General features: G+C 50.7%; 7 protein-coding genes. 6 read left to right on the top strand and 1 reads right to left on the bottom strand.

All coding sequences use genetic code 11. The annotated features are described in order from the left end of the window. Positions 1–36: 36 nt before the first annotated feature. The 3 genes from AB1611_10310 to AB1611_10300 all read left to right on the top strand — a co-directional run bounded on the left by AB1611_10310 (position 37) and on the right by AB1611_10300 (position 7,793). Positions 37–426, top strand: a complete 390-nt coding sequence (locus AB1611_10310) for a desulfoferrodoxin (GenBank protein ID MEW6379985.1) — start codon at positions 37–39, stop codon at positions 424–426. Positions 427–954: 528 nt separating this feature from the next. Continuing rightward, positions 955–1,671 carry an acyltransferase gene (locus AB1611_10305; GenBank protein ID MEW6379984.1) on the top strand — a complete coding sequence of 239 codons (717 nt, stop codon included), beginning with the start codon at positions 955–957 and terminating at the stop codon, positions 1,669–1,671. A 110-nt stretch (positions 1,672–1,781) separates the two neighbouring features. Next, complete coding sequence (locus AB1611_10300) at positions 1,782–7,793, top strand: HYR domain-containing protein (GenBank protein ID MEW6379983.1); 6,012 nt, start codon at positions 1,782–1,784, stop codon at positions 7,791–7,793. 192 nt (positions 7,794–7,985) lie between these two features. Here the strand turns inward: AB1611_10300 and AB1611_10295 are convergent, their stop codons facing one another. Continuing rightward, positions 7,986–8,192, bottom strand: a complete 207-nt coding sequence (locus tag AB1611_10295) for a hypothetical protein (protein ID MEW6379982.1) — start codon at positions 8,190–8,192, stop codon at positions 7,986–7,988. Positions 8,193–8,409: 217 nt separating this feature from the next. On the opposite strand from AB1611_10295, the gene AB1611_10290 reads away from it, so the two are divergent. The 3 genes from AB1611_10290 to AB1611_10280 all read left to right on the top strand — a co-directional run bounded on the left by AB1611_10290 (position 8,410) and on the right by AB1611_10280 (position 15,166). After that, positions 8,410–14,355, top strand: coding sequence for an AAA family ATPase (locus tag AB1611_10290; protein ID MEW6379981.1), 5,946 nt, complete (start codon positions 8,410–8,412; stop codon positions 14,353–14,355). Positions 14,356–14,620: 265 nt separating this feature from the next. Then, a complete protein-coding gene (locus tag AB1611_10285) occupies positions 14,621–14,860 on the top strand; it encodes a type II toxin-antitoxin system prevent-host-death family antitoxin (GenBank protein ID MEW6379980.1) in 240 nt (79 codons plus the stop codon). Between the two features lie 21 nt (positions 14,861–14,881). Beyond that, complete coding sequence (locus tag AB1611_10280) at positions 14,882–15,166, top strand: type II toxin-antitoxin system VapC family toxin (protein MEW6379979.1); 285 nt, start codon at positions 14,882–14,884, stop codon at positions 15,164–15,166. Positions 15,167–15,274 lie beyond the last annotated feature (108 nt).

The following is a 15,274-nucleotide window of genomic DNA, read 5'->3' as shown; positions in this document are numbered from 1 at the left end:
TAGGCGGGTTATTGATTAAAAAAGGAGATCAGACAGATGGCAAAATCCCAGGGGATATACAAATGTTTGATATGCGGAAATGTTGTTTCCGTCCTCGATGCAGGACGGGGAGAATTGGTATGCTGTGGAAAACCGATGAGTCTTTTCGAGGAAAAGACCGCGGAGCAGGAAGGCAGAGAGAAACATGTCCCGCTGCTGGAACCCATCGATGGGGGCATAAAAGTTACCGTCGGCTCTGTGCTCCATCCGATGGAAGAGAAACACTATATTGAGTTGATCCAGCTTATCAAAGAGGGTGAAGTTTTCATGGAGAAAAGGCTCAAACCTGGCACGCAGCCGATTGCCGAGTTCTGCCATGTCAATGTCAATGCCGAAGGTTTGATGGCAAGGGCTTTTTGTAATCTTCACGGGCTTTGGAAAAATTAGACAAAGGACATGCTCTTCAGGATACAACCCGCTGGAAGCGGGAATCCAGAAGTCAGGATAAGGATTCCCCCTGCCGGAAGGGTTCCCTGTTTCGCGTGAATAACGACGACTTGAAAGTCTTGGTGCAGATATTATACTGCCAAGGGGTTAAAACTTTACTTTTTGTTGAGAATTCAGGAGTCAGGAGCCAGAATAAAGGCTATCTTTTCTTCTGACTCCTGACTTCTGACTTCTGACTTCTGACTCCTGATGAAAAGTTCAGTTCTAAGCCGTTTATAGCATTGCTTTCATTATTTCCATAGCCTCAACAACTTGAGTAGTTACCTGTGTGCTTTTGTACCTGCCTCTCTGTGCCTGCCTGATGTATTGACCAATAAATTTATCGGCAGACCCAAACTATCATGCATTTGAATCATAAATTTTGCCGATATATGTACGCCGGTTTTGCTGTTAAGTAAACTATATATTAATTTAAAATAAATTACCATATAGAATTTCATAATAGAGTAGAACCTTTGGACTACACTCATGGCTGATGAATCCTTCAGGGTGAGGGAAAATACCGAGCTGTATCTGGGGACAGGCAGAGAGAGGACTTCCCTTTGGCTGATACGGCAGGGTGTGGACCTTATCCGGCAATTGAAATTTTCCTTTATGCATCCCCGGCTGGTCTGGGACGAGATTCTTTGCGAGTGCATATACCCGGCCTGCATAGCCCGTAAGAAGGGACTGCACATGGAGGGGAGAGTGATAGTGAGAGGTTTCCCCCTTATCGATATCAGCCGGGGTGCATCGATAACCATCGGGAAGGATGTCACGCTCAATTCGCGGAACAGGGGATACCACATTAATCTTCATTCTCCGGTAAAACTCTTCGCTGACAGGCCGGGGGCTGAAATCAGCATCGGAAAAAACACGAGAATTCACGGGACATGCATTCATGCCCACCGCAGGATCAGTATCGGCCAGGGTTGCCTGATAGCAGCCAATACTCAGATATTTGATTCCAGCGGACATGATCTTTCTTTCTCTCAGGTTGAAAACAGGATCCATACAACCGGCAGTCCCAGGCCTATTGTCATCGAAGATAATGTCTGGATTGGGGCCAATTGCATCATCCTGCCGGGCACTCATATTGGCTGCGGAAGTGTCATAGCGGCTGGAAGCGTGGTGATGAAAAGCGTACCATCTCTGGTAATTGCCGGTGGCAACCCGGCCAGGGTGGTCAGGGACTATTCATCTTGAATAAAGAAGCTGTCCGGTACCAATTTTCAGTTGTCAGGAAAAAACTGATCACTGGCCACTGGCCACTGACCACTTTTCTCAGGATAATCACAGCCAGGAGGGGGGAGGTTATGAAGAAAGTGTCTTTTTTCATTCAAAGAAGTGGACCGGGCTCTATTCCTTTGCAATTGATCTTGTGTTTTCTCGTGGTTCTGCTGGCAGGAGGGGTATATTATCTGACTGTGCACCACGCCTGGGCTGCCGATGCTCAGCCGGGAGGTGTGGCCATGCATGCCTGGCCCTGCCAGGGGCATGATTCAAGACATACCGGCCAGAGCCCGTTTCTGGGGGCTCAAACCAATGCCCTGAAGTGGAAATGGTCAGCGGGGGGGAGGATTTACTCCTCACCGGCCATAGGGGCTGACGGCACGGTTTATGCCGGCAGCGATAACGGACAGATATGCGCCCTTCGGTCTCAGAATGGCAGCCTGAAGTGGAGTTATGAAACCGGAGACAGCATAAACTCCTCACCCGCCCTTGGCCAGGATGGAACGCTGTACGTCGGCAGTCTCGATGGCCGGCTCTATGCCTTGACCCAGAATGGCAGCCTGAAGTGGAGCTATCAGACCGCTGATGAAATTTATTCCTCGCCGACTGTCGGGCCGGACGGCACAATCTATGTCGGCAGCCTGGATAATTCCCTTTACGCCTTGACCCAGGATGGCAGTCTGAAGTGGAGCTTCAGGACCGGGGATGATATTTACTGCTCCCCCGCTGTCGGGCCGGACGGCAGCACAATCTATATCGGCAGTCTCGATGGGCAGGTCTATGCCCTGAACGCCCGGGACGGCAGCCTGAAGTGGAGTTATAAAACAGGGTACTGGATTCATTCCTCCCCCGCTGTCGGGTCGGACGGCACAATCTATGTGGGCAGCCTGGATGGCCGGATCTATGCCCTGAAACCTCAGAACGGCCAGCCGAAGTGGAATTTCCAGACCGCTGATGACATTTACGGATCACCGGCAATCGGCAATGACGGCACGATCTATGTGGGCAGTCTGGATGGCCGGATCTATGCCCTCAATTCCATTGACGGGCGTCAGAAATGGAGCTATAAAACCGGGGCCGGAATCGGATCCTCACCTGCCATAGGATCGGATGGCACGGTCTACATCGGCAGCCTGGACAGCCGGATCTATGCCCTGAAAGCCCAGGATGGCAGCCTGAAGTGGAGCTACAAAACCGAGGGCGGGGTCTATTCCCAACCGGCGATCGGCGCTGACGGCACAGTCTGCTTCGGCGGTCTGGATGGCTGGATCTATGCCTTCGGTTTTCCGGAGGAAGGGGTGGCGGACAGCAGTTGGCCATGCTGGAGGCTCAATGCCCTGCATACCGGCCAGAGCTCCTCGATCGGTCCGCAAACCAGCACCCTGAAATGGAAATACCAGGTCGGAGGGGAAGTTTACGCATCGCCGGTCACCGGTATGGATGGCACAATCTATATCGGAAGCTATGACTCCAAAATTTATGCCCTTGATCCTGCGGGACACGGTGTGAAATGGAGCTACCAGGCCGGGGGCCGGATCAGGTCAACGCCTGCCATTACCGCCGATGGCACCCTCTATGCCGCAGGTCTTGACGGAGTGGTGTATGCGCTCAAATCCTGGAATGGCACTCTGAAGTGGAGTTATCAGACCGGCAATTGGATTTATTCCTCTCCGGCTGTCGGGCTCGATGGCACGGTCTACATTGCAGGGCTCGACAGTAAGGTATATGCGCTCAAACCTGACGGCAGTCTGAAATGGAGCGCAAAAACCGGCGGCGGGATTTATTCTTCCCCGGCCATAGGGTCTGACGGCCTGGTGTATGTTGGAAGCGGGGATGGAAGGATCTACGCCTTTTCTTCCCAGGATGGGAGCCAGCAATGGAGTTACCAGACCGGAGAGCGCATCTACTCTTCCCCGGCCCTTGGTGCCGACGGTGCGGTTTATATCGGCAGTCTGGACGGCAGTATCTACGCTCTGAACACCTATGACGGCAGCCTGAAATGGAAGTATCAGACCGACGGCGGGGTCTATTCCTCCCCGGCCCTTGGCGCTGACGGCGGGCTGTATATCGGCAGCCTGGATGGACGGATCTATGCCCTGAATACCCATGACGGCAGCCTGAAGTGGAGCTATCAGACCGGCGGAGGAATCTACTCCTCACCGGCCCTCGGTGCGGATGGAACAATCTATATCGGCAGCCTGGACAGCCATATCTATGCTCTCGACTCCCGGGACGGCAGCCTGAAGTGGAGCTACAAGGCTGGCAGCCGCGTTGATTCCTCACCGGCCATTGCCGCCGGAGGCAGGGTGTATGCCGTGGATTTAAGCGGCATGGTTTATGCCTTCGCCGATGACCGAAAGGATACCGAACCGCCCCGACTGACCTGTCCAGGGGAGCTGACTGTTGCAGCCACCGGCAGAATGACCAAAGTGTCATTTACCGCCACTGCCTCCGATGATATAGATCCTCAGCCGATGATCGTCTATGATCACAATCCGGGTTCTGAATTTCCTGTTGGAAAGACTATGGTCAAGGTTACAGCCACAGATGCTTCGGGTAATTCCAGCACCTGCGATTTTTCGGTAATAGTCAAGGATACCGATCCGCCCGTTGTTTCCTGTCCGCCCGATCAGATTGTTCCGGCCACAGGCTGTATGACCAGGGTTAATTTTGTGGCCACGGCCATTGACACGGTAGACCCCAACCCCAAGATAACCTACGATCCTGCGCCAGGCTCTGAATTTCCTGCCGGGAAAACAACCACGGTCAGGGTAGTGGCCACGGACGCATCAGGCAATTCGAGCCCCTGCTCCTTTAAGGTGACTGCAGGCAGCCTCTTGAGTCCGGTAATCTGCCCCTCTGATATAACCGTTTCCGCTACCGGCAAAATGACCAGAGTAAACTATCAGGCTACGGCTGCAAACTGCGTAGACCCTGCATCCATAATAATCACCTACGATCATGAGCCGGGATCAGAATTTCCCGTGGGTACAACGCCGGTCAAGGTGACGGTCAAAGATGCATCGGGCAGCATCATCAGTACCTGCACCTTTACGGTAACGGTCATAGATAAGCCTTCTGCAATCACCTTCCCATCCGATATGACCGTTTCAGCTACAGGCTCAAAGACCAGGGTGTATTATTCGGTCACAGTCCCTGACACCGGCGGCCCCATGCCGCTGATAACCTATGATCCTGCGCCGGGATTCGAATTTCCCGTGGGCACAACCCCGGTTACGGTGACAGTCAAAGATGCATCGGGCAACATCATCAGTACCTACACCTTTACGGTAACGGTCACGGATAAGCCTCCTGCAATCACCTGCCCATCCGATATGACCGTTTCAGCCACAGGCTCAAAGACCAGGGTGTATTATTCGGCTCCAGTCCCTGATACCAGCGGTCCCATGCCGCTGATAGCCTATGATCCTGAGCCGGGATCGGAATTCCCCCTGGGCACAACCCCGGTTACGGTGACGGCAACCGACTCGGCAGGCAAGTCCAGTACCTGCTCTTTCACGGTGCAGGTGAAGGATACAGAAGCGCCCCGGATCACCTGTCCGGGTGATATGACCGTTTCAGCCCTGGGGGAGAAGACCAGGGTATATTTCACGGCCACAGCCAGTGATATCGTGGATCAGGACCCAAATGTGCTCTGTGACCATGAGCCCGGCTCTGAATTCCCTCTGGGTGACACCGATGTCAGGGTGACGGCCACCGACGATTCGGGTAACTCCAGCACCTGCTCCTTTCGGGTAACCGTACGGGATACCACCCCGCCGGTGATCCAGTGCTCCCGTAATCTGGTCATTCCGGCAGAGGACAGTATGACCAGAGTGAGTTATACCATCACGGCCACGGACAATGTGGATACAAATCCGAAAATAGTCTGTAATCCTGAGTCCGGTTCCGAATTTCCTGTGGGAACACGGCAAGTCAAGGTAACGGCCACTGACGCAGCGGGTAATTCCAGCGACTGCTCATTTGAAGTTGAAGTAAAAGACACCAGGCCGCCGGTGATCAACTGTCCGTCCACGGTAGATGCCATCGCTTCAGGTCCGCTGACCAGAGTGAATTTTACGGTCACGGCTACGGATAACGTGGATCAAAATCCGAAAATAGTCTGTGACCATGAATCCGGCTCTGAATTTCCCCCCGGCATAACCACGGTCAAGATAACGGCCACTGATGCAGCGGGCAACTCCAGTACCAGTTATATGAGCGTGAACGTACGGGACTCCGGTTCCCCGCTGGTCACCTGTCCGGAAGATATGACAGTTCCAGCCACCGGATGGAAGACCAGGGTCGATTTTTCCGCCAGGGCCACTGACGCTGTGGACTCGAGACTGACCATTGTCTATGACCATGTGCCCGGCTCTGAATTTTTCCTGGGAACGACTCCGGTCACGGTGAAGGCCACTGACGCTTCAGGTAATGGCGATGAGTGCACCTTCCATGTCACAGTCAGGGATGAGGATCCTCCGAGGGCCCTGTGCCCGTCCGATAAGGTCGTTTCAGCCACCGGCAGCAGAACCAGGGTGGATTTTACCGCCAGGGCCATCGACGATGTGGACCCGGCTCCGAGGATAGTCTATGACCATGAGCCGGGATCAGAATTCCCTGTAGGAACGACCAGGGTCAGGGTAAAGGTCAACGACGGTTCGGGCAATTACGATGAGTGCACCTTTCAGGTCACTGTCAGGGATACCGAGCCTCCCAGAATCACCTGCCCTGATCAGATTGTGGCCCCGGCCACAGGAGGTACAACCAGGGTGAATTTCACCGCTACGGCCACCGACAATGCGGATGACAGTCCGATAATATCCTACGACCACAGACCAGGCTCTGAATTTCCGGCAGGATCGACGCCGGTCAGGGTGACGGCTGTTGACTCGGCGGGCAATTCCAGTGAATGCACCTTCATCGTAGTGGTAAAGGACACGACCCCTCCGGTAATAACCTGTCCGGCCAACATGACCGTTGCGGCCAGCACCGGCAATGGTGGGGCCAGAGTATATTTCACGGCCACGGCCACGGATAACGCGGACCGTAATCCGGTGATAACCTACGCCCCCAGGCCAGGCACCGAGTTCCCTTCGGGAACAACGACCGTCAGGGTGACAGCCACGGATGCTTCAGGGAATGTCGGGACCTGCTCTTTTCAGGTGACGGTCGGGGACACCACAGCCCCCCAGGTCAACTGCCCTTCCGATATGACCGTTGCAGCCACAGGCCCAAAGACCAGAGTGTATTTTACGGCTACAGCCTCAGACAATGCCGATCCCCAGCCGGTAATAGTCTGTGATCCCGAATCAGGCACCGAGTTCTCCCCGGGGACAACAACCGTTAAAGTGAGGGCCACGGATTCTGCGGGCAACACCGGAACCTGCACCTTCAGGGTGATTGTCCAGGATACCGCAACCCCGCTGGCAACCCTGACCCTTGGCGAAAATCCTCCCTATGACACCACCCAGGTCATGAGAATACACTACACGGCAAGCGATACCTGCGATCCTGCCCCGACGGTCAAGGTGGAGCTTTCCAACAACAGGGATAAGCCAGTCGATATTACCGCAGGCTCACCCATTCTCCTTCCCCTGGCAGAATTGGCCGGAGAAAATACGGTTACTCTGACAGTCACCGATAGGAGCGGCAACGTGAAGAAAGAAACGGTAAATTTTGAGGTGGCCCTCAAACTGAGCGGAAATCAGATTACCATCAAACCTGAAATTCTCCGGGCCTTTCCCGGCACATTTACCGTCTCCCTGACCCTTCCCCCGCCATACGATACCTCGACCGTGTATGATGCAGTAGCTGATGGAGCTCCGCATCTTGGCATCAACTACCAGCCCTCAGAACAAAGGGCTGTCTGCGAGTTCCAGAGAGCCGATATCAAAACGCTGCCGCTCGATACCCAATTCGAGGTGACAGGCTCCTTCCGGTACAAAGGCACGGAATGCACCTTTTTCGGTACCGATACCATCCAGTTTGTGGTGTGGCCGGACCGAATCCAGTCTCTATGGCCAGGGGCGAGTGGCCGCAGGTCAGTGTTCGATGGAACATGGTGCACCGGGCCGCTGTGCGATGGGATGTAGAGAAGTGGCCACTGGTCAGTAAAGACAGTGGTCAGTTAAAAAATATCGGCTATCAGAGCTCCGCAGGGAGCCCTGCCATATGGCAGGGCTCCCTGCGGAGTAGAGGGGATTTAAGTTGAATGGCACTTATTGAATGGCACTTACCTAAGTACAGGTTCGCGATAAATCCGCGGCCAGTCCCTCCGGGGCTTGTTATTCAGTTAAGCCCGGCTTTCTCAAAAGCGGCTGCTGCATTGAGCCATGCGCAAGGAAAGTGGCCGCATGTACATCCTTAAAGTCCATGAGAAGGTGATAGCCTAATTCTGACTTCTGGTTCCTGACCCCTGACTCCTGAATAAAAAGTTTAATATTCACCCGTTCGCAGTATGGCATTGCTCCCAGAGGAATAAGGATAGCCATCCAATTCATTCTGTAGGTGCCATTCGGCCTGAGAGTGACGCATTATAGGGCATACAGCTCTTTTCGAGATTGACTGCATATTATGATATTAATCGTTAACTGATTGATTTGACTTATGGTATAATAGAAGTAACATTTTATCAGGAATAAGCATACTTTTTGAATACTCACAGACCCAAGGCAGTAATGAAAAGTGACAGACACCAGGGGTCAGGATATGAACACTTTTGGCAATGGCATGATAAACAGGGTAATCGCCTCCCGCTATAAGATACGGGAACACATAGGCTCCAGCTCTCTGGCTGAGGACTATACAGCTATTGACCAGAAAAGTGACCGCCGGGTCATAATACATATATTCAAGGAAGAGGTTAAAAAGTTACCCCTCGCTTCGCAGCTCCATTTTAAGAGGAGATTGGAGACGATTTCAAAAGCAGACCATAGGAACCTCCTGAAAATATATGCCGTCGGAGAATTCGAAGGGAGATACTATACCGTAACGGAAAATTTCCCTGGGCAGCCTCTTTCACAATATCTCGCTCAACCGATAGCAGTCGACCGGGCGGTAGAGATGATCCTTCAGCTTTCCTCATGCTTAAGTCTTTGTCATCAAAAAGGTACTATTCACGGGAGAATCAACCCGGACAATATCCTGGTATCTTCGCAGGTTTTTCAGGATGGAGAGCCGCCTGATGCTGCAACGGATACCATACCATACGTTAAGGTAACCAATTTTGGCTACAGCTCGCTTCTGGATCTGACCCTGGTAGCAGGAGCAGGCACAATACAGACGATCTTTGGGTATCTGTCTCCTGAAGCCAGCGGTATTTTGCGAAGGCCGATCGATGAGCGGACAGACATTTACTCGATTGGAATATTATTCTACCGGCTTGTCACCGGCGAGCTCCCCTACAAAGCCCAGGATGTTTCGGCTTTAGTCTACCAGCATATCGCTCAACGGCCTGAGCCTCCAGGCACAATCAATAAGGCTGTTCCGGAGGTGCTCGATCGCATCATCCTGCGGTTAATCGCTAAAGAGCCACAAGACAGATATCAAAGTCTTTCCGGCCTGATTGCTGATTTGGATAAATACAAAGCTTACCGGAAACAGGGGGGAAGGATAGATTTTCCCATTGCTCTTCAGGATCGTGTCCGGGAAATCACCTATTCCACCCGGCTTTTTGGCAGAGAAAAAGAGCTTCATCAGCTCAAAGTCTGTATCGAGAATACCAGAGAGTCAAAAGGAGCACTGATTCTCGTTTATGGAGAAGCAGGAGTAGGCAAGAGCAAGCTGGTGGATGAGGCGGCTGGCCATGTCCAGAGTATCAGGGGAATATTTGCCGGAGGCAAGTGTAATCAATTTGAATTCCAGACCCCGTATAAAATCTTCAGCGAAATAATCAGAGCCTATCTTGAGAAGCTCAAGCGCAGATGCAGTGAAGAACAGGAGGTCTTAAGAAAAAGAATCAAAGATACTTTAGGAGACCTGGCAGGTGAAATAGTAAAAATAGCCCCGGAAATGACCGAGTTGACAGGCGAATCAGGCAGACTGGCAGAGCTTGAAACGGAGAAAGAGCGAACCAGGTTCCTGATCACGGTGACTAACTTCATCGTAAACCTGGGAACTCCGGAAATTCCGGTGATACTTTTTTTCGATGACTTACAGTGGGCGGATGAAGGGAGCATCGAGCTTTTCGGAAGAATCGCTGAAAAAGCAGGCTCTTATCCACTCCTGATCATAGGGGGCTTCAGGGACACCGAGTTAGGAGAGAGCCATCCTTTGCGGCAAACAGTGGAGAAACTCGAAATAGGTGGAACACCCCCTTCCGAGATTCACCTGGAAAACCTTGGAATTGAAGATACCAGGAAGATCATCTCACAAATACTGACCGAGGACGAAGACACCATTTCCCCCCTGGCTGATGACATATATCAAAAATCCCGGGGGAACCCCTTCTTTCTCGTTGAAACACTGCACTATTTGGTTGAAGAGGGAATAGTCTACCGGAAGGATAATCATTATTCCTATGATGCATCGCGAGGCATAAAGGCCATCACGCCTGAGAGCGTTGTCGAGGTAGTGCTCAAACGAACACAGGAGCTATCGGCCGAAAACCGGGAAATTCTCTCGTATGCCGCGGTAATGGGAAGAGAGATACAATTTGAAATCCTGATGAGAATCTCTCATCAGGCACCAGAAGTACTCTTGTCAGCCATAGAGGAGGGGATCAAGAGACAGTTGGTGATGGGAGATATCAGCAGGAGAGAGAATATCTGTTTTGTCCATGACCGAATACGGGAGGCATTTTATCAGAGGTTGAAAGAGGAGGACAGGATTCCTGTTCACCGGCTCATAGGGGAGTATTTTGAGAGGGAAAGTAAAGACAGTGAGTCTTTCCTGTACGCATTGGCCTATCATTTTACCCAGGCAAAGATAGAGGACAGGGCCTTGCCATATTCGATACAAGCTGGGCATAAGGCCAGGGCATCGTATGCTCATAATCAGGCCGTAGAGCTTTATACAACCGCAAGAAGAATACTTGAGAAACAAGGTAAAACGAAAACTCCTCAATATGCGGAAATACTGGAGAGCCTTGGCGAAATTTACCGGCTCACCGGGAGGTTTACTGAATCGCTGGAAGCACTGAGAATCTGTGAAGTCCTTGTACCCGCATCGGATAAACTGCATCGCGCCCAGTTGCTCTATAAGATCGGGAATACGTTATGGGAAAAGGGAGAGGTAGAGGAAGCGATAGAGTCACTGGTGAGTGCTTTGAAGATGTTGAACCTCAGTGTTCCTCGAACCCAGGCCGGGGTAATGGCGGGGCTGGCAGGGGAATTTCTTATCCAGATGGCGCACACCTGGTTCCCCAAGGTTTTTATCCGGAGAAATTACTGCAATGATCAGAAAAACTTAATCATCTCGCGTATTTTTATGAGATTGGCCTATATTTACTACTTCTCGGATATGGACAGGATGTTTTACTTCTATATAAAAGCACTCAATTTTACCGAGAAGAAGATAGGTCCCTGCACAGAATTAGCCCACCTTTATGTAACCGGGCCCCCTGCTTTCACATTAACCATATTCCCCTGGCTATCCCGCGCCTTCAGGGATGGAAGGTTAGGAATAGAGATGGCCAGAAGGATAGGTGACAGGATCCAGGAGGGACGGGGCTACTGCTATTTCAGTATGCCTTTATTTATATCAAATAGACCGGGAGAAGCCCGCGAATATGCACAGGAATCGATCGATTTGCTGAAAAAGCTGGGTGAATACTGGGAACTGGGGATGGGTTACTTTTTCAGAGATCACCATAATTGTCTCCTCGGAAGAAGCTTCCAGGAGAATATCCGGGATAATGAAGAGTTTGTAAGGGCCATGCAGGAAGCCAAAGTTATGCAGGCCCTCGGCTGGGCTTTGGTTACGAAGGGAAGAGTATTCTCCCGTCTTGGGAAGGTAGATGATCAAATCATCGATGATCTGCAAAAATCAATAGAGCTGCTGGAGAAAACCGCAGATCACTTTGTGGCAGGATTTGCCTTATCGGTATTGGCTTTCGCTTATTCAAGAAGAGAGGAACATGACAAGGCCATAGATGCCATAGAAAAATCGAGGGATTATTATTTCCGCTACCATACGGGATGCTATTTTTTGGATATGTTCACGATGGGAGCAGAGGTTTACCTGAGAAAGATCTTATATACTCCGGCCTTATCGATTGAGGAAAGAAAGAAATGCCTCCCCAAAGGTGCCTGGTATTGCAGGCAATCGATGCGGTGGGGGAAAAGGTTCCCGTATATTTTCGGATGGGCCTGTCAAGTTAATGGAACGTATTATTGGTTGAGCGGGAACAAGGAAAAGGCGAAGAAACTCTGGGAAAAGGGGATAAAATTTTTACGAGAGCATACTGAAGATACCTATCGCCTCGGGCATATACTTCTCCAGGAGGCTTCGCTTCTGCTTCAGGATAACTCCAGGGATTCCAGGGCGTATGAATATCTTCTTGAAGCCAGGGAATTATTCATCCGGACGGATGCACAGGGTGATCTGGCGTGGACCAATAAATTACTTGATGGGACAGGGAGAGCGGAAAAAGACCTGGAATCCTGTGAAACCCTCACCCAAAAGCGTTACCTGGAATCTCTCCTGTCAATGACCGAGGCTGTAGGTTCTATTTTTAACCTGGAAGAATTACTGGACAGGGTAATGGATTACGCTCTCAAGGCAACCGGTGCGGAAAGAGGAGCATTGTTTCTTTACGGCAGGGAAGATAATCGTTTACGGCCCGCGGTGGTCCGGGGGATGAAAAAAGATATTGTCGAGCAGAGCTTTGCGTATGACAGCTACCGAATAAGCCTTGAGATGATCCACGCTGTTGAAAAAAGTCAGGAAGCGGTAATCGCCGCTCAGGAAGGATCCGCTCTGCCAGAGCCGCAGGGTCACTGCGACGGGCAGGGAGAGGGGATATCGCGGGAACTGAGAAATTATGGAATTAAGGAGGCACTCTGCATCCCTTTGAGAGCACAAGGCAAGTGCCTGGGTATGATTTATCTGGATAATTCGCTGGCGGGTGGAATTTTTAGCCAGGAAGCACTGAATCTCATGAAGTCTTTTGCAGTCCAGGCGGCTGTTTCAATAGAGAATGCTCATTTGGTAAAGAACCTTGTTGACCAGGAGCGTTTCATGCAAGCGCTGATTGAACAGGCCCCTGACATGGTTTTTGTGCATGATACAAAGGGCAGGATCATCAACGCAAATCAACGGGTCTGTGACAGTTTGGGATATACCCGTACAGAGCTTTTGAATATGACGGTTGCAGATTTTGAGATGAATTATGACCGTGAGAAAATACCTTCGATTTTACAAGCGATCGAGAAAATCCCGGTAACATTTTCCGGCGTTCACCGGCGTAAGGACGGATCAACGTACCCTGTTGAGATAAAGTTGAGTTCTCTTGAATATCATGGGCGCAAGCTCATTCTCGCCCTGGTCCGTGACATTACCGAGCGGAAGAAAATGGAAGAGGAGATGCAAAAAATTCAGAAGCTGGAGTCCCTGGGGATTCTTGCTGGAGGTATTGCTCACGACTTCAATAACTTACTGACCGCTATCATAGGCAATGTTTCTCTCATTGAGCTGAATGCGCTGACGGGAAAAGACATCGGTGAAATAGTAGAAGAGGTAAAAAAGGCATCAAAACAGGCCAAGCGATTAACTCAGCAGTTACTTACCTTCTCAAAGGGGGGCAAGCCAATCAAGAAGAGCATTGCTCTGACAAAATTATTCCAGGAGGCGCAGATGCTTGCCTTGAGCGGTTCTCAGGTCAAATGTGAATTATTCATAGCGGATGATCTTTGGTGTGTCGAAGCCGATGAAGGCCAGATAAGCCAGGTTATCAATAATATCATGATCAATGCCAATCAGGCTATGCCTGAAGGCGGAACAATTACGGTGCATGCTGAGAATGTCACCCTTGAGTCAAAGGATAACGGATTCCTGAAAAGTGGAAGATATGTAAAAATATCAATGAGAGATCAGGGAGGGGGAATCCCACAAGAGCATGTGCAGAAAATATTCGACCCATTCTTTACGACCAAGGAGAAGGGGAGCGGGCTTGGCCTGGCGATTACCTATTCCATTGTCAAAAAGCATGAAGGGCACATCACGGTGGAGTCTACCCCTGGCATTGGAACCACCTTCACCTTCTATCTGCCCGCTTCGGAAAGAGAAACCCCTGTTCAGCAGGGAGTCAAAAGGGAAAAGCCCCTTGCAGGCAAGGGTAATGTTTTGATTATGGATGATCAAGTGCAGATCAGAAAGATGACCGAGCGAATATTGACTCATCTTGGATACCAGGTAGAATCTGCCCAGGATGGTGCCGAGGCGGTCGAGCTTTATAAAAAACATAAAGAGGCAGGCCAGGGCTTCGATGCCGTTATTCTGGATTTAACTGTTCCTGGAGGCATGGGGGGCCGGGAAGCCATGCAAAAACTCCGGCAGCTCGATCCTGACGTGAAAGCGGTTGTTTCAAGCGGTTATTTCAATGATCCGGTAATATCGGAATATCAGCAGTACGGGTTCAAGGGCGTCGTTGCCAAGCCCTTTGAAATGAAGGAGCTTAACGAGGTATTGCTCAAGGTCATAAGGGGGGAGGGATAAGAATGCGGGATAAGTGTATAATGGCAGAATCGCTGCCCAGGACTTTCCGGCTTGACGGATCGACATAGTATTATTAAAATAGTCGTAACTACTCAGGCACAGAGGAGCAAAGGCACAAAGGGGGAAAAGAAGATACCATGTATATTGAGCACGGTAATCGGGCAGTTGAGCATCGAATAACCAAAGGTAACTTTGTGCCTCTGTGCCTTTGCCCCTTTGTGCCTGAGTAGTTACAAATAGTCTAAACCAGCTTATGGAGTGACTTATGAAAACAGTCGGTGCATATGAAGCCAAGACTCATCTTCCTGAATTACTTGAACAGGTGCTCAAAGGAGAGCGCATTACCATTACGAAACATGGTGTACCGGTAGCGGTATTGCTGCCTCCTGAACCACTGCGAAAGGCAGAACCTAAAAAGGCCATTGCTGAACTGCGCAAATTTCGTCGCCAACATCATCTTAAAGGATTTTCCCTTCGGGAAATGATCGAAGAGGGAAGGCGTTAAAGATATGTGGAAGGCGTTAAGATGAACGAGAATTTTGTTATTGATAACTCCATTATCATGACCTGGTGCTTCGAGGACGAGGTGAATCGATATGCTGAGGTCATTTTGGATCAACTGGAGGTATCTACCGCCTTCGTGCCATCAATTTGGGCTTTGGAAGTTGGCAATGTGTTGTTAGTGGCTGAACGTAAGAAGCGCCTGAGCTTGGCGGACAGTGCACGATTTATCGCTTTGCTCCGTGATCTTCCGATAGTAATCGAACAAGAGCTACCGGAAAGGATGTTAGGTGGAATGGCACTTACATAAGCCAAGCTTATAATATAGAGAGGACACAAAGCACACAGGGAAAAAAGATCTCCCGCAGAGACGCAGAGACGCAGAGAACAACCAATCCGGCAAGGTCCTGATGAAAGT

The sequence above is a fragment of the bacterium genome (assembly GCA_040755755.1).
In the GTDB taxonomy this organism is placed as follows: Bacteria; SZUA-182; SZUA-182; order DTGQ01; family DTGQ01; genus DTGQ01.
Note: the sequence above shows the minus strand (reverse complement) of the source record. Positions and strands in the feature narration are given on the sequence as shown.

What these genes read in the sequence shown, in the direction of transcription:
- AB1611_10300 (MEW6379983.1), top strand. Translation starts at nt 1,782, where the DNA reads ATGAAGAAAGTGTCTTTTTTCATTCAAAGAAGTGGACCGGGCTCTATT.
- AB1611_10310 (MEW6379985.1), top strand. Translation starts at nt 37, where the DNA reads ATGGCAAAATCCCAGGGGATATACAAATGTTTGATATGCGGAAATGTT.
- AB1611_10295 (MEW6379982.1), bottom strand. Translation starts at nt 8,192, where the DNA reads ATGGCTATCCTTATTCCTCTGGGAGCAATGCCATACTGCGAACGGGTG.
- AB1611_10305 (MEW6379984.1), top strand. Translation starts at nt 955, where the DNA reads ATGGCTGATGAATCCTTCAGGGTGAGGGAAAATACCGAGCTGTATCTG.
- AB1611_10280 (MEW6379979.1), top strand. Translation starts at nt 14,882, where the DNA reads ATGAACGAGAATTTTGTTATTGATAACTCCATTATCATGACCTGGTGC.
- AB1611_10290 (MEW6379981.1), top strand. Translation starts at nt 8,410, where the DNA reads ATGAACACTTTTGGCAATGGCATGATAAACAGGGTAATCGCCTCCCGC.
- AB1611_10285 (MEW6379980.1), top strand. Translation starts at nt 14,621, where the DNA reads ATGAAAACAGTCGGTGCATATGAAGCCAAGACTCATCTTCCTGAATTA.